This is a genomic window from Paenibacillus sp. FSL E2-0201 (assembly GCF_037963325.1).
Lineage (GTDB): Bacteria > Bacillota > Bacilli > Paenibacillales > Paenibacillaceae > Paenibacillus_AQ.
On record NZ_CP150154.1, the window covers coordinates 4406867 to 4427300 of the forward strand.

The 20434-nt window shown below is 43.8% G+C and carries 18 protein-coding genes; 4 read left to right on the forward strand and 14 right to left on the reverse strand.

Translation table 11 applies throughout. The annotated features are described in order from the left end of the window. Positions 1-44: 44 nt before the first annotated feature. The gene (locus tag NSU15_RS20070; RefSeq protein ID WP_339287379.1) at positions 45-947 is read right to left on the reverse strand and encodes a winged helix-turn-helix domain-containing protein; all 903 of its coding nucleotides are present in this window, start codon (positions 945-947) and stop codon (positions 45-47) included. 883 nt (positions 948-1830) lie between these two features. Here NSU15_RS20070 and NSU15_RS20075 point away from each other — a divergent pair. Continuing rightward, entirely contained in the window at positions 1831-2124 is a 294-nt protein-coding gene (locus tag NSU15_RS20075; RefSeq protein ID WP_339287380.1) for a GNAT family N-acetyltransferase, read from the forward strand. A gap of 83 nt (positions 2125-2207) precedes the next feature. Next, the gene (locus tag NSU15_RS20080) at positions 2208-3053 is read left to right on the forward strand and encodes a GNAT family N-acetyltransferase (protein WP_042129416.1); all 846 of its coding nucleotides are present in this window, start codon (positions 2208-2210) and stop codon (positions 3051-3053) included. A gap of 65 nt (positions 3054-3118) precedes the next feature. Here the strand turns inward: NSU15_RS20080 and NSU15_RS20085 are convergent, their stop codons facing one another. From NSU15_RS20085 to NSU15_RS20100, 4 genes are all read right to left on the reverse strand, one after another. Further along, positions 3119-3874, reverse strand: coding sequence for a hypothetical protein (locus tag NSU15_RS20085; protein WP_139328543.1), 756 nt, complete (start codon positions 3872-3874; stop codon positions 3119-3121). A 25-nt stretch (positions 3875-3899) separates the two neighbouring features. Then, the gene (locus NSU15_RS20090; protein ID WP_042129418.1) at positions 3900-4352 is read right to left on the reverse strand and encodes a flavodoxin; all 453 of its coding nucleotides are present in this window, start codon (positions 4350-4352) and stop codon (positions 3900-3902) included. Positions 4353-4521: 169 nt separating this feature from the next. Then, positions 4522-4887, reverse strand: a complete 366-nt coding sequence (locus NSU15_RS20095; RefSeq protein ID WP_042129420.1) for a VOC family protein — start codon at positions 4885-4887, stop codon at positions 4522-4524. Between the two features lie 97 nt (positions 4888-4984). After that, a complete protein-coding gene (locus tag NSU15_RS20100; RefSeq protein WP_156114834.1) occupies positions 4985-5881 on the reverse strand; it encodes a helix-turn-helix domain-containing protein in 897 nt (298 codons plus the stop codon). A 192-nt stretch (positions 5882-6073) separates the two neighbouring features. On the opposite strand from NSU15_RS20100, the gene NSU15_RS20105 reads away from it, so the two are divergent. Both NSU15_RS20105 and NSU15_RS20110 read left to right on the forward strand, forming a co-directional pair. Continuing rightward, a complete protein-coding gene (locus tag NSU15_RS20105) occupies positions 6074-6937 on the forward strand; it encodes a class I SAM-dependent methyltransferase (protein WP_042129425.1) in 864 nt (287 codons plus the stop codon). 3 nt (positions 6938-6940) lie between these two features. Further along, on the forward strand, positions 6941-7687 hold the full coding sequence (locus NSU15_RS20110) for an RluA family pseudouridine synthase (protein WP_231573831.1): 747 nt from the start codon (positions 6941-6943) through the stop codon (positions 7685-7687). 329 nt (positions 7688-8016) lie between these two features. Here NSU15_RS20110 and NSU15_RS20115 read toward each other — a convergent pair whose 3' ends face one another. The 9 genes from NSU15_RS20115 to NSU15_RS20155 form a co-directional block, all read right to left on the reverse strand. Continuing rightward, positions 8017-8571 carry a hypothetical protein gene (locus NSU15_RS20115; protein ID WP_339287381.1) on the reverse strand — a complete coding sequence of 185 codons (555 nt, stop codon included), beginning with the start codon at positions 8569-8571 and terminating at the stop codon, positions 8017-8019. After that, positions 8568-8999, reverse strand: a complete 432-nt coding sequence (locus NSU15_RS20120) for a MarR family transcriptional regulator (protein ID WP_042129426.1) — start codon at positions 8997-8999, stop codon at positions 8568-8570. Before NSU15_RS20120 ends, NSU15_RS20115 begins: the two co-directional genes overlap by 4 nt. Before the next feature lie 187 nt (positions 9000-9186). Then, positions 9187-11628: a DNA gyrase subunit A gene (gene gyrA, locus NSU15_RS20125; protein WP_076119739.1), complete on the reverse strand. Its 2442-nt coding sequence runs from the start codon at positions 11626-11628 to the stop codon at positions 9187-9189. A 254-nt stretch (positions 11629-11882) separates the two neighbouring features. Then, entirely contained in the window at positions 11883-13865 is a 1983-nt protein-coding gene (gene parE, locus NSU15_RS20130) for a DNA topoisomerase IV subunit B (RefSeq protein WP_042129430.1), read from the reverse strand. Between the two features lie 167 nt (positions 13866-14032). Beyond that, positions 14033-15022 carry an ABC transporter permease gene (locus NSU15_RS20135; protein WP_042129431.1) on the reverse strand — a complete coding sequence of 330 codons (990 nt, stop codon included), beginning with the start codon at positions 15020-15022 and terminating at the stop codon, positions 14033-14035. Next, entirely contained in the window at positions 15015-15995 is a 981-nt protein-coding gene (locus NSU15_RS20140) for an ABC transporter ATP-binding protein (protein ID WP_076119741.1), read from the reverse strand. The genes NSU15_RS20135 and NSU15_RS20140 overlap by 8 nt, the downstream gene beginning before the upstream one ends. Positions 15996-16079: 84 nt before the next feature. Beyond that, positions 16080-16916, reverse strand: coding sequence for a GDSL-type esterase/lipase family protein (locus NSU15_RS20145; RefSeq protein WP_339287382.1), 837 nt, complete (start codon positions 16914-16916; stop codon positions 16080-16082). A 250-nt stretch (positions 16917-17166) separates the two neighbouring features. Beyond that, entirely contained in the window at positions 17167-17934 is a 768-nt protein-coding gene (locus tag NSU15_RS20150; protein WP_339287383.1) for a CAP domain-containing protein, read from the reverse strand. 257 nt (positions 17935-18191) lie between these two features. Continuing rightward, positions 18192-20156, reverse strand: a complete 1965-nt coding sequence (locus NSU15_RS20155; protein WP_339287384.1) for a WG repeat-containing protein — start codon at positions 20154-20156, stop codon at positions 18192-18194. Positions 20157-20434 lie beyond the last annotated feature (278 nt).

Genomic DNA, 20434 nt, shown 5'->3' on the forward strand with positions numbered 1-20434 from the left:
AGAGAATTCTGACTTTTAGATCGTTATATTTTTTTGTGAAATGATTATTTTAAATAATCAAATAGCTGCTCATTCATCCGATGAATGCCTTCCAGACGCAGACTGTACCCGGTGACATTCTCCCCTTCAATATAGGCATGAAGCAAACCTGCACAACGAAGATTAAAAATATGATCATGCACAATCCCCTTCGAGATTCCCGCATGCTTAACAATTTCGGTGAATGTTTTGCGACCACCGCTAAGAGCATGGAGAATTTTCAGGCGGCTTTTTTCACCCAGACTACGAATGGCTCTATACATAAAAGGTGAAATTTCCTCGTTCTCCATCGAAATCCAGGCCGCATAATGACAGATTGTTAATTCACCGTAGCAATAGATGATATTAGCAGGCTGAAAATGATACTGTGGAATTAATACAAGCTTCTTAAGCCCATCAGTAGGCATGAAATAGAATCCGTTGGTCGTTTTGTTCACAAAATCAGCAGTATCCAGTTCATTAAGCTCCTTGTTCTTCAAATCCGTATGCTGCTGTAATTTGCTTAGAATCGCAGAATTGCATTGACTAAAGTACTGGCGGTTCCATTCGGAGAGTAAAAATACTACGCGATTACGGTAATCCTCCATATGGCTTGGAAATACCTTTACATATTTTGATAAGGTCTCATATAACTCGCCAACTGTTAACCCTTCAATCCAGTTCAGCACACTGTCTACATCATCCTTGAATGGACAACAGTAAATGAGCAGATTCAACATTTTCCATTCATTGTTTAGTTCAGTTTCCTTCAGACGGGATAATAGTTCCTCACTTAAGGTGCTTTCAATTTCAGTAACCCACGCTACCCCTAGGTCAATCTTCTTATAGGATTTTTTGCAGAGATAAGTATGTAAGCTATTCAATAACTCGTAAATCGATCCAAATTCAACCTCAACTTTGTATTCCACAATGATTCCTCCTGCTAGCGGTTCTTTTCAGTAGTGAGATATTCTCTTAATCTTATTGTATTATCCTGAGAATACGCAAGCTACTTTATAAACGGGAGTGTATAAAAATTCATTGACTGCTGCTTGACTACTGTTTGAATGAAGAATTTATTTGCATCTCACTTTGATTTTGAGATTGCGAGAGTCTAAAAGGGAATTGCTACTAATATGCAGCAGGACATTACAGTTCGGCTCCATCGGTGAACACATACCCTCACGAAGTTGCTATCGGGCACAGTGGACCTTATAAGCAGTATTCCCCCCAATTTGGGGTTCTATCGGACTCCATAGGCGCTATTGGCATAGAAATCGCCTAATTTGTGCTTTTTCCTAAGGAATAGCTGAAATGGAGTCTGAAACTTTACTCAAACGGCTAAAAATTTGCAAATAACGTCATCTAAGTCCGAAAGCTCCAGTGGATGATTATGATAACAGGAATTTTGGGCACGCTGAGGTCTCAAGGATTCCCATGAGTCCGGCTGTCCTGGATATTCCTACCTCAGAGTGCTGGGAATGTCTGGGCCGGCTTGCGTATCCAGCACACTAGGTTGTCCAGAAATTCAACCCCTTCCGCCTTCTCGGCTCGCCAAAAGTCACTCGATCACGTCTGCCTCCTATCCCCATACCGCAAAGCCAGACTACTTGCAGAACAAACATTACAAAGCAACTGCCTTTAGTAACATGAGCGCATCATTCACACCAATAATCCTAACTTCCTCGATAAATCCATCTATGGAACGCCATCAAACGTCCAGGGTGAGCAATCAATCTGCTTAGTGCCTCGCTTTTTGCAAATCGCAGTAGTAAAATATAGGAAATAACATTTTAGGAGTGAAGCCATAAGATGCAAATTCAAAATGGGACAGATCGTTTTTTTGTTGCGAATGACGGTAAGGACCTTGCCGAGATCACATACAGTTTGGATAAAGAGGCTGGGGAATTGGTCATTGACCACACCCGTGTCTCTGAAGAACTGCGCGGGCAAGGTACCGGTGAAGAACTTGTACGGGCTGTTGTAGATAAAGCCCGAAATGAAAATTTAAAAATTGTTCCTGTGTGCTCCTATGCAGCTCATCAATTCGAGAAGCATCCGGAGTATAAGGACGTGCTGAGCGGGAACACAGGCGGACGAGACTGATCTCTCTTCCCGTTTCCGTAAAGCTTTATCAACCTATTCGAACTTATTCACTTAGTTCAAATACACTTTAGGAGGAAACGGGTTTGACTACTACTGATACTTTGAGAAATATAGAGGAGTTACAAGAACGCTGTGAGCAATATGACGGAATTTCACTAAAGTTGAATTGGGATATGCTTCGCGGCCCATCAAATGTTGGTGATACAGAATGGCTTGTGACCTATGATGATGAACTACTGGTCGGATTCCTAGGTTTGTATGGATTCGGAAGTGAAATGGAAGTTTGCGGTATGGTTCGACCAGGTTACCGTCGACGTGGAATCTTCACCTCCCTGTGGAACCGGGCACAGACGATTATCAAACGAGGCAATGTTGATAGCCTGCTTCTAAATGCTCCCGCCTCCTCAGCTTCCGGAGCTGCGTTCCTGCAAACACTACCTCTTCAGTTCAACCACGCGGAATATCAAATGAAATGGAGCGGAGATTCGGTTGCTTCTTCTGAAGCAAGCTCAGCGACAGGAACTGTGATCTTACGACCTGCTCGTGCAGACGAAGCACCTATCCTCGTAGAGCTGGATTGTGGAGGCTTTGACATGAAGACAGCAGATGCTGCCGAACTTTATGACCTGCAGAAGCAAGAAGATCTGCAAGAGCATATTATGATCGAAATGGACGGACAACCTGTTGGTAAAATGCGACTGTGGACCGAAGATAATGAAACTTGGATTTATGGGTTTACCGTCAACAAGAAGCTACGAGGACTTGGTATTGGTCGAAGCGCACTTCTTCAAACGATCGAACGAGAACGTAAAAACTATAATGGCATTAATCTGGAGGTCGCTCTAGATAATCCTAATGCGCTTAAGCTATATGAAAGCTGTGGCTTTGTCATTCAGAATAAACAGGATTATTACCGCTATATCGGCTAATCCATAGAATTAAAGCCTCCTGTCTAATGGCGTTCTCGCCTGTAGAGCAGGAGGCTTTCTTATTATCACATGAGTCCAAAGCCTCCAACATTAGCTTCGCCTCTATCACTTCTACGGTTACTGCAGCTTAACGAGCCGTCAGCGAGCACTTCCTGCTCCAGAAATACAGATAACAATCGCACGTAATCCAAAGACTCCTTATACGGGACTGCATTTCCCTTGTAAGTGTATTTACGCCCCTCTAGTAAAGAGTAAATTTCCACGGTCTCTGCAGGCTCTCCGTAGGCCGCATAACAAAAGACATTAGTCATATGCAAAAAGCCCGCAACGGTATCCTCATTGCCATTCACCATAAATTTCTGAATGTTCAGACTTCGACCATGCTGAGAAGAATTCCAAGCCAATTGAGTAATCATAGATAGCTCCAGATTCAACTCCGGCACGGGCACATACCACTGCTCGTATAGCATTACCGGAATTTCCTCTAGATGATTGGTCGAAACGATACGCATAAGTTCATCAGCTATACTCGTCTTGATATCCCAATATTGAAGTAATGAAGGAAATGCGTCCCCTCTAGGAGGCCATCGACGCTCTAACAGAAATTGTATCGGTGTTTCCCTTCGAACTTCAGGCAACAAACTGTAGAAGTCGTTAAGTGTATGCCCTACAGCATATTGAACCTGCTGGCGCCAGCGTGGGAGCCCGGTCGCTGGAGCACCGCTTGATAAATTCTCGGCTCCACCAAGCATAATGTGCTCCACTCGATAATCATGCAACCGTTTATACGATGGCGTATGTAAACTCACTGATTTCTTCATCCAACTTCCCGCTGGCCCGCCCATCCTATGAAACCACCGTACAAGCTTCGATAAATTGACGACCGAATTGGCGGCAAGCTTCTTTTTCAGCAGCGTTCGGTCCATATTCAATCTTTAGGCTATCCTGTAATATAAAAGCCCCGCGTTCCTTTAACTTCTCCACAAATAAGTCCACCGCTCCACAATAAATGGCGTAACCTGTATCTCCACTACCGAAAACTGCTGATTTCATAGCGGTCAAATCAAGCTCATCCATCTCCTCATAGAAATCAAGAGCTTCATCCGGCAGCTCTCCATCTCCCCAAGTGTATGCTCCTAACAGAACGCCTTCATATGAATTTATCTCAATCGCATTACATTCAGTGACCGATTTCAAAACGGCTTCACCGCCTGCTTGGCGTATTCCCTCTACAATCAATTCAGCCATTTCCTCAGTGTTCCCAGTTAAACTGGCATACGCCACTAGCACTTTAGTCATCTATCTGTTCCTCCCATTACTAAACATAAAATTTAAATGATGTGTGCTTCCCCCTCATTCTATTTGATAATGATTATCATTGTCAAATGATAAAAATAAAAAAACGCAAACTCCCGGTTATTCACACGGTTAAGCTTGCGTTCGATCCTTATTTTTGCTCAATACTGAATTAGTATGCTCCTTCGAGTAAGGTAATGTGGTTCCCCTCAGGATCGCGGAAGTTCATTTCCTTCCCGCCATACTCCATCGTAACCGGCGGCTGACAATCCAGTCCCTTAGCTTTTAATTGCTCATACGTCTCATCGAGATTATCGCAGCCGAACACTAAATTAACAAAGCCTGTCGTGAGCTTGTCCCATTTTGTCGCATCCCAAATGATAATTCCAGGCTGCTTCTTGTCAAAGCCAATCTTTGCGCCATCAAAATTGCCATAACCTTCGAACGGGATAGGAATACCCAGCACCTCCGAGTAAAATGCAGCCAGCGCTGCTGTGTCCTTGGTGTAAATGTTAGTACCTTCAAAAGACGAAATCATAATTTGTCCCCTTTCATTCTCAGCATCATAGTGTCAATTTTAACTTGAATTTAGTTTAACAAGGCTAACAGCCTTTGTATTGCAAAATTGCGACATTTTATCTGCCAGCATAGACTAAAGCTTCAAGTGGTGTTCTTCCTGCATATTTCTTGAAACTATTTATGAAATGCGGCTGATGGCTGAATCCATACGAAAAAATAAGATCCTGCATATTCTTCGTCTGCACAGGCTGATGATACATTTCCCGCCATACATTCTGAAATCGCACAAGATCAGCTGTTTTTTTAGGTGATACACCTATGTATTCTTGAAACAGTCTTTCGAGTTGACGTCTGCTTAGATTAGAGCTGGCTTCCAAATCCTCAGCGGTTACGACACCCTTTTGTTTAATTAGGGTATAAACGGCATTCATCATCCGATCGTTAGTCCGGCCTCCACGGTCAAGACGCTGAAACAGATAAGCCTCAGCTACCGCTATTCTTTCATCCATAGAGTTTGCTTGTTCCAGCAATAGTCCAAGCTCACTTTTAAACGTACTAAAGTAATGGTCTACATCCACAAATGCATTCAAGACATCCCGCAGATGGTCATCCGCAAAAAAATGAACAGCCCAGAAATGAAATCGGATACCGAATCGTGAAATCAACCCTTCCCCCCTGTCTGAAGGCACCTCAAATGGAGCATCATTGATGCCAGAAAAAACGGATGTTGTTATCCCTGTTGATTCATCTAAATCCCAAATAATGTCCATGCATGTATCCGGAATAATCGTTTCATTTCGAGGTTCATAACAAGATATCTTGTCCATTAAGGGAACTGATACATCCGTACGAATACGTGGTGCAACAGAGCCCCAGAAACAGCGAATATACGGCTGCAAAGCTTGGTTGGGTAGATATTCACTGGTTTGGGCTGGATTTGCAGTTATCGGGAAATATAGAGGTGCGAGATTGAACATAAGCTGCTGTTCTCCGATCGGTAAAATTGTAAGCACTCTGGATTCTGATCATACACAATCGCTGCTTGATCTGCCAGAATAACAGCAGTCAGCATGGAAATATTATACACATTATCTTCATTCAATAAAATAAACAGTGCATTAGACCTGTGCGTATTTTGTTTGTAGCTATATGGTGAAATGATGTACAATAAAGGCTAAATGAATTTTTGAAGGATGGATTAAAAAATGTATATAGCTAGCGACTGGAAAGACTATGAAGTAATTGACACTGGCGGTGGAGAGAAGCTTGAACGTTGGGGTGACATTATCCTGCGCCGTCCTGATCCGCAAATTATTTGGCCACTCTCCAATGAGACCGCGAAATGGCGTGATGTACATGGTCATTATCACCGTTCCTCGGCTGGTGGTGGACAATGGGAAATGAAAAAAACGATTCCGGACGATTGGAAGATTAGTTACGGAAAATTAAAATTCCACCTCCGTCCTACGAATTTCAAGCATACAGGGCTATTCCCTGAACAAGCGGCCAACTGGAGCTGGATGATGGACAAGATTGCGGCTGCTAACCGTCCGATCTCAGTACTGAATCTATTTGCTTACACTGGTGGAGCTACTGTAGCCGCAGCAAGTGCCGGCGCTTCTGTTGTTCACGTGGATGCAGCTAAAGGAATGGTGCAATGGGCCAAAGAAAATGTCCAGCTGTCCGGCCTGGGTGATCGTCCAGTTCGCTACATCACGGATGACGTATTCAAATTCGTACAACGTGAACAACGTCGTGGTAGTAAGTATGATGCGATTATAATGGACCCTCCTTCGTATGGAAGAGGACCTGGCGGAGAAATGTGGAAGCTGGAATCCAGCTTATATCCTTTCCTTGAGAGCTGTATGCAAATTATGAGCGACAAACCTTTGTTTATGCTAATCAATTCATACACCACAGGGATTTCTCCAACTGTCCTACGTAATATGTTGTCGATGACCATGGGTAAACGTTATGGTGGGAAGCTCACCTCCGGCGAAATCGGTCTTCCGATCACTTCCTCCGGCATGAACCTGCCATGCGGTATTCTGGGACGCTGGGAGGCGTAAGCCATGACACAGCATTTATCTGGCAGCAATGAGCCGTTGGACGGAATGTCGAAGCGCTTTGAAGTGTTATACGAAGATAATCATCTTCTAGGCATTGTGAAGCCCGTGAATATTCCTGTTCAGGAGGATGCTACTGGAGATCCTGATCTGCTCAACCTGCTCAAAGAAGATGTGAAGGAACGCTTTAACAAACCTGGCAATGTCTATATGGGGCTAGTCCACCGCCTGGATCGTCCGGTTGGAGGTGCAATGATCTTTGCCAAGACATCAAAAGCAGCATCAAGACTATCCGAGTGTGTCAGAACTCACAGCTTTCATAAGGTGTACTTAACGGTCGTGCACGGTAAACCACCAGCATCTCATGGCCGTCTTACCGATACGCTGCTTAAAGACGCCAAGAGCAATACCGTCACCGTAGTCCGGAAAGGAACACCCGGCGGTAAGGAAGCCATTCTGGATTACACGGTACTTGGCAGCGCTGAGGGTTACAGTCTGCTCAAGATCGATTTACTTACCGGTCGTTCACATCAAATTCGAGTGCAGCTTAGCTCCATCGGCTGCCCCTTATACGGTGATCAGAAGTATGGGGCTTCGGTGAACAGACCTGGACAGCAAATTGCACTGTGGTCTGCACTTGTAGGCTTTCCCCACCCTGTTACTAAAGAAGAAGTAGAACTCATTTCTCTTCCGCCACAAACCTATCCTTGGGATCTGTGGTCGCGGGAAATACTAAAAAAAGAGCTTTCATAAAACAGCCCTTTCTTGCAATTTAAAACAGGCAGTGATTGTCCATTAACCGGAGAATCGCTGCCTGTTTTTTTAGATCTACGGTGGGTTGATTGAACCCAGTAGCTGCATTCTGTACACTTATTCACAATAAAAAAGCAGTCAATCGGATTTCAAGTGCATTCTCTACAATTAAAAACTGGCTAAACCTCTCAAAAGTAAAGATAACCCTGCGTTTAGGTGTATAAAATACAGTTATATCTATTTGGCAGAGTGAATAGCAACTTGTAGCTGTACGAAATACAACTAAGTATTTCTAAATGCCTACTTCGTGCCTCTAAACACTACTTCCTTCATTTCTCTAAATACTCTAATAAGATATTTATAGGTTTGTCATCCCATATCTGGGCCTCAATATATCGTTCAGGTCCCTTGTCACCGCTGGTATTCCATTCCTGCGGCATACCAAATTGTTCTATTACACGGACGATCTCGTCCTTGGTATACACTTGATTGCGATAAGGTTTACCATCTTTATATCTCATTGTAGGAAATAAATCCCCGTAGGTGAAGCTGATACCCTCAGCATTAAATTGATCAACGGAAAGCTGCAGGCTTTTAGCTTCTGGATACCAGTCTAATAACCACGGACACTCTCCTAGTGTCATATAATGTGGGTAAGCTCGCGATGGCTTTCCACCTTTTTGAATAAATAATTCTCTGGCTTTTGCTTCAAGGCTCCGTCGAATTTCAAGATAATCTTGCGAACGTTTACTTGCAAAGCTTCTATTCTGGTGTCGTAGATCATTCAGAATTTGTTCTGCTTCTTGTGGTGGTAAATCAGATAAATTCTGAAATGGACCCGTAGCTTTATCGTAATAATGATACAACAAAGCTAGCTTATTCACGGCGTAGAACCTTCCGGCGTAGCTGTAACTACCATTTTGCCCATTAAATAAAGTAGTAACTGTTGGTTATGAGAGGAAATCGGATCAAGCGCTTCTGCAAAAAAATCACTGCGGATCTTCAAACCACGTACAGTCTCTTGCGTTCCAATCTCGGTTATACTCACCCATACAATACGGCGGTCCGCAGCATCTCTCTCCCGAATGATAAGCCCATTTTTCTCCATCCGATCAAGTAACATAGTAACCGCTGCAGGACTGGTCGCCAGATGTGGAGCCAGATCAGAAGGCTTCATGGCATCACGTTCCTGAAGCAGTTCAAGTACTGTGAGCTGGGCATCCGTTAGCGATGGGGCAAGATTACTGTCCATATGTAGTTTGTAATCTTTCAAAATTTTATGCCATATTTTACTGAATTCAGAAGCGTGCACACTTATTCCTTCCTTTCCTCGCGGTTCTATCCGGTATAACTACATTTTCGCGAAACAAATTCCATTTCCTGCAAGTGAAGAAAAATAAATCTTCTGCACGGTTGAGCAAGAACATTAAAAAAAGGCGTTTAGTCAGTTCTCAAAAAGAATTGACTAAACACCTTAATCTGTTAATTACTGATTAGTTTTACTTAACTGCCGGAAAAAGATTAACAATCTCATCTTTTTTCTCTACAGGGACAATCTGTTTACCCGTAGAACGACGCTCTCCAAGTGGTGCAGATTCAGAAGAGAATGTGTGATGTGCATTCTCCTTTGTAATAGCATTCAGTTCCAGCGGTTCTCTGCAATAGAAAGCCCCTGCCAATCTACTGCCATTTGGTCGTACTCGTTTGCCTTCCTTAAATTCAAAGGTTGGCATCCCTTTTCCACCACGGCTTTGAGATGGATAATCTACTAGTAATGAACGTTTTGCATATCCAATATCAGAGATGGAGAGAATCTCACCTTCATCTTCGCTGACCCAGAAGCAAGAAATCACCTCATCGCCCTCACGAAGCTGAATCCCTCTTACACCGGATGCAACACGGCCCATAGGATTAACTTCATTCTCATGGAATCTAATACTCATTCCTTCACGAGTCACGAGTACAATATCCTTGTCATTCGTACTAGTAGCCACTGTAATGATCTCATCACCGTCTGCTACCTTACAGGCTGCTACAGCTCCGGAACGGCTTGTAGAGTATTCCTTGAGCTCTGTACGCTTAACCTGACCTCTACGGGTGATAAACACAAGACTTTGCTGCGGATCATCAAGATTATTGACCGGAATCACACTTATGATTCCATCCCCTTTAGACAATCCGATAACGTTAACGATCGCTGTGCCAGGTTCTTTCCATTTAAACTCCGGTATCTGGTGAACTGGAAGCAAGAAGTATTGTCCTTTTCGCGTAAATACCAGCAAACTGTCACGGGTATTCACATCGAGCAGCTTGACGATATGATCGCCTTCTTTAACACCCGATGTATGGCGTTCACCACCAGAACGGGTAAAGGAAAGCATACTTGTACGCTTAATATAACCGTCTGCGGAAAGTGCTACTAACACATCCTCTGCGTTGACCAACGCTTCAAGGCTAACCTTAATCTCCTCAACCTCGCCTTGGATCAGAGAACGGCGATCGATCCCGTACTTGTCGCGGATCTCCAGTAATTCCTTACGGATTACAGCTACGAGCTTCTTGTCACTTTCCAATATGCCGCGCAGATGTGTAATCTTTGCCATCATTTCGTCCAATTCTTTTTGGAGTGAAGTAATCTCCAGATTAGTCAGACGATACAATTGCAAGGTAAGAATGGAGTCCGCTTGACGTTCACTGAACCCGAACATCCACACGAGATTGTTCTGAGCATCCTGTCGGTTCTTCGATGCCTTGATGGCAGCGATAACCTCATCTAGAATATTCAGTGCTTTAACCAAGCCCTCTAAGACATGAGCACGGTCTTCTGCGCGTTCCAGATCAAACTGGGTGCGATGAGTCACAACTTCACGCTGATGAGCAATATAAGCCTCCAGGATGGCTTTAAGACCAAGCTGTTGCGGAGCTTTGTTAACTATAGCTACCATATTGAAGTTATAAGTGATTTGAAGATCGGTTTTTTTGAGCAGATACGCCAAAACGCTTTGGGCATCAGCCTCTTTTTTGAGTTCAACTACAATCCGAAGACCTTCTCGTCCACTCTCATCACGAACCTCGGCAATGCCATCGATCTTCTTCTCTAACCGAATGTTCTCCATGGAGGTAACTAGTCGTGATTTTACAATCTGGAAGGGAACTTCAGTAATCACGATTTGTTGCCTACCGCCACGCATATTCTCAATCTCAGTCTTGGAGCGCAAGTAAATACGACCTTTACCTGTGCGGTATGCATCCATGATGCCATCGCCACCCATGATAGTGCCGCCAGTAGGAAAATCCGGACCTTTCATGAAGGTCATGATATCTTCAAGTTCAATATCCGGCTTTTGCATCACTGCGATGCAAGCATCAATAACCTCACGCAGATTATGCGGCGGAATTTCAGTGGCAAAACCTGCGGAAATCCCACTCGTACCATTCACGAGTAAGTTCGGATACCGAGAGGGAACAACAACAGGCTCTTTAGCTGTATTGTCAAAGTTATCCTTAAACAATACTGTCCGCTTCTCGATATCACGCATCATCTCCATTGCAATCGGAGATAACCGTGCTTCCGTATAACGCATCGCTGCAGCTGGGTCATCATCCATCGAGCCCCAGTTGCCGTGACCATCAACAAGTACATGCCCCATCTTCCATGGCTGTGCCATACGAACCATACCATCATAAATCGAGGAGTCACCGTGTGGATGGTAATTACCCATTACATCCCCGACGGTTTTGGCGGACTTGCGATACGGCTTGTCAGGCGTATTGCCAGAATCGTACATCGCATAAAGAATCCGACGCTGTACAGGCTTAAGTCCATCGCGGACATCGGGAATAGCCCGGTCCTGAATAATGTATTTGGAATACCGACCAAAGCGGTCACCGACGACCTCTTCCAGAAAAGCCGGCAAAAATTGTTCTGATAAACTACTCACTTTGCTCACCTTCTGTTCCTCAATCTGTCCACTTTCTTAAAGATTGGTGATATTCTTTAACTTCGCTTTGCGGATCATTCTTCCGGTCGCTGTTGTTTCCAGATTTTTCGATTATACCGCTATTAGCGGATAAAATCCGGAAACAAAGGCGAACGCTAACGCTCCTCCAGAACGATTCCGCCACTCCGTTTGCCTATCACCAAAAAATTAAAAACAGTGGAAGTATTCGTCACTTGCAGCAATACTAGCTGCAACTACTCTACAATTTCAGTGAAATCGACATTTTCAACAATCCAGCGTTTACGAGGATCGACTTTATCACCCATTAGTGTAGAAACGCGGCGCTCCGCTTTAGCAGCATCCTCAATCTGCACCTGAAGCAGTGTACGCGACTCTGGATTCATCGTCGTTTCCCACAACTGATCCGGGTTCATCTCACCCAATCCTTTATAACGCTGAAGCTCGAAGTTTTTGCCGAATTCCTTTAAGTAATTTTGCAGTTCTTCATCACTCCAAGCATATCTTACGGTCTCCAGCTTGCCCGTTTTACGGGTCAGCTTATATAGCGGAGGCTGAGCGATAAAGACCTTTCCAGCATCTAGTAACGGCTTCATATAACGATAGAAAAATGTCAGCAGCAGCACCTGAATATGCGCTCCATCTGTATCCGCATCGGTCATAATAATAATTTTGGAATAATTGCTGTCTTCGACGGTAAAGTCTGGACCAATTCCTGCACCAATCGTGGAAATGATCGCTTTATATTCATCGTTCTTCAGGATATCCAACAGCTTGGCTTTTTCCGGATTCATCGGTTTTCCTTTTAGCGGCAGGATCGCCTGAATCTTAGAATCACGCCCTTGCTTCGCCGAGCCTCCGGCCGAATCACCTTCTACGATGAACAGCTCGGTTCGTGTAACGTCCTTAGACTGCGCAGGTGATAATTTACCGCCAAGATTCGAGCTCTCGCTGCGTTTCTTACCTGTACGAATCTCATCACGGGCTTTGCGAGCCGCTTCCCGAGCCTTCGAAGCTTGAATCGACTTTTTCAGAAGACTTTGTGCAACCTGTGGGTTTTCTTCCAGGAAACGAGCCATATTCTCAGATACGATATAGTCTACTGCACTACGGGCAGAAGCACTACCGAGCTGATCCTTCGTCTGTCCAACAAATTCAACCTCGGACATTTTGACACTAATGACAGCCATCATACCTTCGCGCAAGTCATTTCCTTCTAAATTCTTATCCTTTTCCTTAAGCAACTGTGTACGCCGGGCATAGTCATTTAGCACACGAGTATACGCAGTCTTAAAGCCAGTCTCATGAGTACCCCCGCTACGAGTAGGAATGGAGTTAACGAAGGAAGCCAAGGTTTCTGTATAGCCTCCATTGTACTGAAGGGCTACTTCCACTTCGATATCATCTTTTTCTGCGCTGAAGTGAATGACATCATGCAGAACATCCTTACCCTCGTTCAGGAATTGAACAAATTGGCTTGCTCCACCCTCGTAAAAGAACTCGTCCTGACGATTACTGCGCTCATCATGCAGCGTAATACGCAGACCGGAATTTAGAAAGGCAATCTCCTGCACCCGCTCTGCCAGTGTGTCATAATTCAGGGCTATTCCATTTGGAAAGACGCGAATGTCCGGTTTAAAAGTGATCTTCGAACCGGTTTTGTTGGTGTTGCCCAGAATTTCAAGGCCTGTTACAGGTTCGCCAACATGCTCTTTCCCCTTCTTGTCCACCCAATATTCAAAACGTTGACGATGGATTTTGCCTTCACGATAGATCTCTACTTCAAGCCATTCAGACAATGCATTCGTCACTGAGGCTCCGACGCCATGCAAACCGCCTGATTTCTTGTAACCAGATCCACCGAATTTACCGCCTGCATGCAAAATTGTAAATACAACCTGCGGCGTTGGCACTCCTGTCTTATGCATTCCAGTAGGAATTCCACGACCGTTGTCAGTTACTGTTACAGAGCCATCTTTGCGAAGTAGTAAATCAATCTTCGTACAATACTTGGCTAAATGCTCATCCACAGCGTTATCTACAATTTCCCATACTAGATGATGTAGTCCCGAAGAACTTGTACTGCCGATATACATGCCAGGTCGTTTGCGAACTGCAACTAGACCTTCGAGCACTTGAATGTCGTCAGCATCGTATCCAGTACGGCCATTCTCGCCGTTATTAGAAACTTCAGCAAACATATCGATCTGTTCGAGCATTCATGCTCCTCCTTCTTTTCTCTATACTCAAGCATTAGCGCCTTCGGCGTCCTTTTAAAGACGGTAAGCCTTTAAGCGAGAAATATAAGATATTAAATATAGATACAAATCTTATACTTCTTATATTTCAAGAAATGCAAACAAACGTTTTGGTCACTTTGTACATTCTAATTCAAAATATCCCTTTTCGTAAAGACGGCGAATGAAATGATCACCGAAGCGGCCCCCCATACAGCCAGTACAGCCATGGAAAATGACAAGGACATCCCCTCTATGGGTGCAGGCGTACCTGACAAATAACCGGTCAGTCCAAGATTTACCATAAATAAATATTTCGCTGTTGTCCACGCTGAAGCCATATTGGTCAAAATATTCCCGGCGATCAGCGCTGCCATCATGACCACTATACTAGCAGCAGTGCTCCTTACAAGTACAGAAATCATAAAAGCAAGCAAGGCAACTACGACGCTAACGAACCAGACCAATCCACCTTGCATAAGCATATACTTCCACTGTGGCACTGCATGTACGGTAGACATATCCACCGAGTCCCCACTGATCTTAAAGCCTGTAAATACAGGGATATTAAAACCCTTGTATCCAAAAGCCAGACCGGAGATTAGGTAGCTGATCACAAATGTGGAGAGTACGATAAGCGAGACAAACATAAGCAGCGCCGCCATTTTACTAAATAAGACTTTCCAGCGCTTAACTGGCCTTGTCAGCAGCATTTTGATCGTTCCTGTGGTTCGCTCCGCAGAGACTAAATCCGATGCTACCGCCATTATGAGCAGTGGAATAAATAAAGTAACCGAATTATCCAAAAACTCTCGGGTAAACGTAACGCCACTTGGCTCGTTCGGATTCACATCATGATGTAGGTAATATTGAAGCTGCTGTACAAATATTCGCCGATAAGTCTTCCATTCCTCTGGAATTCGATCACTGCCCAAAGAATTTTGATTATCAATGATCTGCTGCTGGATCTCCAGACGCCAATCGGAATTGAATTTATCTCGGCTACGCTCCGCTGATCGCATCTGAGCGTAGGTAAACATAGGCACCAATACAATCAGAATCAGCAGTATAACATAAAACCGTTTCTTTTTAATGATTTTTAAACACTCATTACGGATTAACGGAAGCATATTATTCAACGTTCTCACCCTCCGTTAGTTTCAAGAATAGCTGTTCCAGTGTCGGATTGATTTTATGCACAGCCCTAACTTCGATTTCAGAAGTCACCATTACGGCCACAATCTCGGGGATTAAATCCTGCTCCATAATAGTGATTAAAGAATTCGGACCCATCCCTGCAATAATAGAATCATCCAAGGTAACGTCTTCCAGCTTCTGAATCTGAATGTCCGGGCGATCAGCCAGCAGTGCCCGAGCTTCAGCAAAAGGCTCCAGCTCCCAAAGAACGTAAGGCGAATTTCGAGCGATCAGCTCATCTACCGCACCTACCGCCAGCACACGTCCTTTGCTAATAATCGCAACACGGTCACAAAGAAGCTGAATTTCGCTGAGTAAATGACTCGATACAAATACCGCTAGGCCCTCATCAGCCAGCTTGCGTATAAATTCTCGTAACTCCTTAATTCCCTTTGGATCTAAGCCATTTGTAGGCTCGTCCAGAATAAGCAGACGCGGACGTCCCAGCAGCGCTTGCGCTATACCTAAACGCTGTCTCATCCCAAGTGAATATGTACTTACCTTATCATGGATTCGTTGATCCAGCCGAACGATATCTACGACTTCGCTAATACGAGCATTATCAATACCAGGCTGCATGCGGGCAAAATGCTGTAAATTCTCCCATCCGGTCAAATAGGTATATACCTCAGGGTTCTCAACGATAGAGCCAACAAATTGCAACGCTTTTTCCGGATTTCGATTCACATTGTAACCACATACCGTAATCTTGCCCTCGCTAGGACGAATCAAATCGACAAGCATTCGAATTGTAGTCGTCTTCCCAGCACCATTGGGTCCTAGGAAGCCAAATATTTCTCCTTCTCTCACATCAAACGTAACATCATCAATAATCCACTTTCGTCCTATTTTTTTCCGTACCCCGTCCACAGACAAGACGACCGGGCTGGATTCTCCACTGTTCGCTTTTGTCATATTCTGCTTATCTCCTTGTTACTGTCATTTCCTCGACTAGTACTTGTTCAAAGGATATGTTATCTAACACAGCCATCTTATGATTTAGTGTATAGCCTGAATGAATCGCTCTCCGATTCGCTGATATCCATCCCCATTCGGATGAAAATGATCCGTTGATAAATATTTGTCCAAGTGCTTGTTAAACAAATCAAAGGTAGGAACCAAGGTCATATTGCTGTGCTTGTTAATAATTTCCATAGCTGCATTATTCCACTTCGTAACCGCCTGATTACCTGGTACAAGTAGATCTGGGATATCTCCAAAGGGGTTATATAACCCCATATAATAAATTTGAGCGTTCGGATTGATCTCCATGATCTTCTCAAGAACCTTACCCAATCTGGCTGCTGCTTCGGGAAGAGCTGCGAGCAATGACTCTGGCGTTAGCTCTTGATCCGTTGTGGATTCACTCTGAAGCGCGCCGCTATTCTGCAAAATGTTCGAGTCCTTGAATAAATCATTCCCTCCGATCGAGAGCAGAATGACATTTGCCATGTGCAGTGCGTAATCCACTCCATCTTCTTCCAGCTTGCTTTGCAGTCCTGCAGTAGTCAAACCATTGATCCCCATGTTCCCTAAAAAATCAACTTCGATACCTTTAGCGGATAAACCACTAACCGTGCGCTTAACAAATCCTTCTCCGGTGTTATCACCAGTTCCCTTGGCTAGCGAATCACCGAGAGCAACAACTTTTAGCTTCTTAGTCGTCTCCGTCACTGGAGCGGCTGTTTGCTGTGGCAAGTTTGTCTCTGACGCTTCTCCAACCGGATAAATGATGTCTTTGACCGCATAAACTAAACCTACAATTAGAATTATTGTTGTTATTATGGAAATCAGGCTGATTGTGCGCCATGTCCACTTTGAATCATTCAAAGCCATCCCTCCGTGTGCCGTTCTATTATGTATTGTTCCACATTTTACAAAGATCTTAACTATGTACATAAACATAAATCTTCCATACCGCTTTTGCAAATGTCTAAAATAGAAATTAATCCTGCTGCTCTGCATTTTTAATCCAAATAAAGACATGAAAATCCTCAAAAAAAATTTGGTGATTAGAGCTCCGACACAAAAAAACGTTCCCCGATTTTCTTCGGAGAACGTTTGATTACAGTAATGGTTAATTTACTTATTTACCGATAAATTCTTGAACCCAGTAGTTATTGTCATAACCTACACCGATATAATTGAAGTTAGCATTCAAAATATTAGCGCGGTGACCCGGACTATTCATCCATGCTTTCATTACTTCTTCTGGTGTTTTTTGACCCATAGCGATGTTCTCGCCTGCAGCGTTATAAGTGATCCCAAAGGATTTCATCATGTCAAAAGGTGAACCATACGTAGGTGAAGTGTGTGAGAAATAGTTGTTCGTGCGCATATCCGTAGCTTTTGTAGCAGCTACTTTATGAAGGCTGTCCAATCCAGAAACGGGCTTCAGACCAGCTGCCGCACGTTCTTTATTTACCAACGTTACGATCTGCTGAACATAAGTTTCTTTATTGCTCACAGAACCGGTACTTGGTGTAGTCTCTGTGGGTTTAGTCACAGGTTTAGTTACAGTAGTTGTATCCGAAGGCTTAGTTACAGGCTTAGTCACAGGCTTAGTCACAGTAGTTGTATCCGAAGGCTTAGTAACCGGAGTTCCGGTGGATGTATCTTTATTTGGAACCGTTCCAGTTTGAGGCTTGGACACCACGATTGTGCTATTAAAAATAGGAAGTCCCTGTAGGTTAGCTTGTTTTAAATATTGTAAAACTTGCTCATAGCTAGTTCCTGATTTAATGACTGTTACTTCAGTTGAGGCTGCATTCGCTTCGAGTGGAAGAGAAATACTAAGTGCCATAACAGCTGCTACACTACCACCAATAATTGCTCTTAATCTCTTATTCTTCATTCTGCCATCTCCTCTTTCTTGTGTGTAATATATGTTCCTGCTTAGAGTGACCAGCTACAAATGTTACAAAGTTGTAATTTGTTCCTCAGTCATTGTAGCATAAATCTATCAGCTGAGCTCTTCTAATTTTTAACATTTAATAGTCTTGTTTGTAAGTTTTCCGAGACTGAATTCATTCGATATTGGCGTTAAAAAGCAAAAAAAGTCGCCATTCTCGAGAGAATAGCGACTTCTGTATGCTTAAGTGTATCAAGTAACTAGTGAAACGATTGCCAAAATTCTCCCTCCGTAGAGATAAGTCCCATAATTTCTGCATATGGAATTCGGAAAGTAGGAAAACCTGCAGAATAAGGAGCAATCTCATATGGTGCGAAGTAAAGATACAACGCCTCATTATCTACAAAGAAAGGCTGATCTGAGGTAATTCCTTTATACGTATCCGGAAAAACATAAGAGTACTGAGGATCGTTTTCAATCTGCTTCCCTACGATTTTACTTAGCTTCTCCACGTATCTACTTCCTGGCTTGAACAGATCACCCAGCTTATAGAACCTTCCGTTACGTAGATTAGTATGTGTATAGATTTTGGTAGGCATGCCATGGGCTGCTCCAAAAGGATAACGGTAACCCGTTAACTCCAGCACTAGTAGGTTTTTGCGGAAAAAGGATACTGAAAAATCACCATTATAACTGAAATCCTGTGCTGCTCCACCATTACCAGCATCTTCAGCAAGTGACAGCTTGCGCAGCTTATCATTTACCTCTCTTGAAACTTCCGCACTGGCAATTCCCTCAACAACCGGATAGTAGACCAGATAATCTCTGTTCGGTTTGTATTTCTTCTCCACAACGGAATAAGGAGGTCTCAGTGGAATGACGCCATTTTGCCTCCAAATTTGCTTGCCTTGACGGTCATAATAAGCTGTACGTTGATCTATATCTGCTCTAATTAAGCGGCCGCTAAGGGTAAGCGTTCCGGTTCCTTGGATGACTGGAGGCTGAGCTGCTCTTTTTCCGGTTCGATCTATAAAAAAAGTCTCCTTAGCATCATACACAGACGCCAATCCGTCCTGATAATTATTCACCCCAAGCAGGGTATGATTGCTCAGAATCGCTCCTGTCTCTGCATCGGCGATAATGTAACGTGAGCCTCGATAAGGTTGACTAGGGAATATTGGTGTTCCAATGGCTGCTCTGCCTTCACCAAGCTGCAGGACTTCATAATATTTCGCGGGGATGATCATTCTTCCTTGTTTATCAATCAACCCGTAGGCGTTACCATAATTCTCAGCGGTATTCACCACTGCACGCCCCTCCGAGAAAGGTAAAGCGGAAGTGAATTGCGGCTGAATTGCTACCGTACCATCCGTGTTCAAATATCCGTACTTACCGTTCACAGTTGCTTGATAAGCGAGTAGCCCCTCACCAGGACTCCCTACGAAAGGATGATTGTACGTATGCAAAATATTGCCTTCAGGGTCGATAAGTGCATACTCCACCTCTTTTATCTTAACCAAGGCCATACCATTCATAAAATCATTGGCGTCCACATAAATGGCAGGCAATACCTCTTTGCCTTGCGCATCTACGTACCCATATAGCGATTGACCGCCGGTTGTATTTTGTTTTGAAAATAATGCCAATCCCTCATGCAATGAGTTCAGATAATCATAACGTGCTGAAGTCACTTCTTTACCTTTTTCATCGATAAATGTGTACCCTTTCGCATCAGACACCACTGCGCGTCCTTCCGAAAAAGGGGCTATAAACGAGTAAATGGGTTTTACCCGCTCCCGTCCAGAGCTATCAATTAGTCCGCTACTGTTTTTTCGCTGCACAATTGCTAACCCATTCTTCTGAAACTCCTCAGCATATTCGTATCTAGGTTCAATCTGGGCGCGACCTTCGTCATTAATATATCCCCAGAGCGTACCCTCTTTAAGATTAAAAGGCGCCGGATGTAGCCCAGTATTCCTTAAATCGTCGTCAACCCACTCTGGTAATACGTAAGGCGTCTCATATGGCTTATTGGAGTAGTCAACACGATATAATCCCGCCTCTGCTGGGATTGTGACGAATAGCTCCTCTTCCGTGCGTATGAAATCTTCATCTTGCTGTGTAATATATTCGTTCCAGCCAATACCGTCCCATCTCCATACATCCGCCTGTAACGGTCCATTTTCATTCCCTTTCCCCAGCTCATTCAACCTTATTCTTAACATCCAGTCGCTCCCCTTTAACAAAGGCATTTGCCTATAGAATATGGGAGAATGTTGGTTTATGTGCTTTTGATATTGGTGATATGGGGTGAGTGTGCGAGACTGGTTCGCCGAGGTGGGGTGATGCGGGGTACCGGATGATCAAGTTGCGAGACTAGTATGGGGCGGGCTTTGTAGTAATGTAAGAGACATTAGGTTAGTATAGAAGCGCGATTGAGGTTCTGAGTCATGGAGAATACTAGCACTAGTTAGCAACGAAATAGACATGCCAAAAAGCATTT

Excerpts from the sequence above, each read along its gene's own strand:
- NSU15_RS20075 (WP_339287380.1), top strand. The coding sequence starts at position 1,831 with ATGCAAATTCAAAATGGGACAGATCGTTTTTTTGTTGCGAATGACGGT.
- NSU15_RS20090 (WP_042129418.1), bottom strand. The coding sequence starts at position 4,352 with ATGACTAAAGTGCTAGTGGCGTATGCCAGTTTAACTGGGAACACTGAG.
- NSU15_RS20095 (WP_042129420.1), bottom strand. The coding sequence starts at position 4,887 with ATGATTTCGTCTTTTGAAGGTACTAACATTTACACCAAGGACACAGCA.
- parE (WP_042129430.1), bottom strand. The coding sequence starts at position 13,865 with ATGCTCGAACAGATCGATATGTTTGCTGAAGTTTCTAATAACGGCGAG.
- NSU15_RS20110 (WP_231573831.1), top strand. The coding sequence starts at position 6,941 with ATGACACAGCATTTATCTGGCAGCAATGAGCCGTTGGACGGAATGTCG.
- NSU15_RS20085 (WP_139328543.1), bottom strand. The coding sequence starts at position 3,874 with ATGAAGAAATCAGTGAGTTTACATACGCCATCGTATAAACGGTTGCAT.
- NSU15_RS20105 (WP_042129425.1), top strand. The coding sequence starts at position 6,074 with ATGTATATAGCTAGCGACTGGAAAGACTATGAAGTAATTGACACTGGC.
- NSU15_RS20155 (WP_339287384.1), bottom strand. The coding sequence starts at position 20,156 with ATGTTAAGAATAAGGTTGAATGAGCTGGGGAAAGGGAATGAAAATGGA.
- NSU15_RS20140 (WP_076119741.1), bottom strand. The coding sequence starts at position 15,995 with ATGACAAAAGCGAACAGTGGAGAATCCAGCCCGGTCGTCTTGTCTGTG.
- NSU15_RS20145 (WP_339287382.1), bottom strand. The coding sequence starts at position 16,916 with ATGGCTTTGAATGATTCAAAGTGGACATGGCGCACAATCAGCCTGATT.
- NSU15_RS20150 (WP_339287383.1), bottom strand. The coding sequence starts at position 17,934 with ATGAAGAATAAGAGATTAAGAGCAATTATTGGTGGTAGTGTAGCAGCT.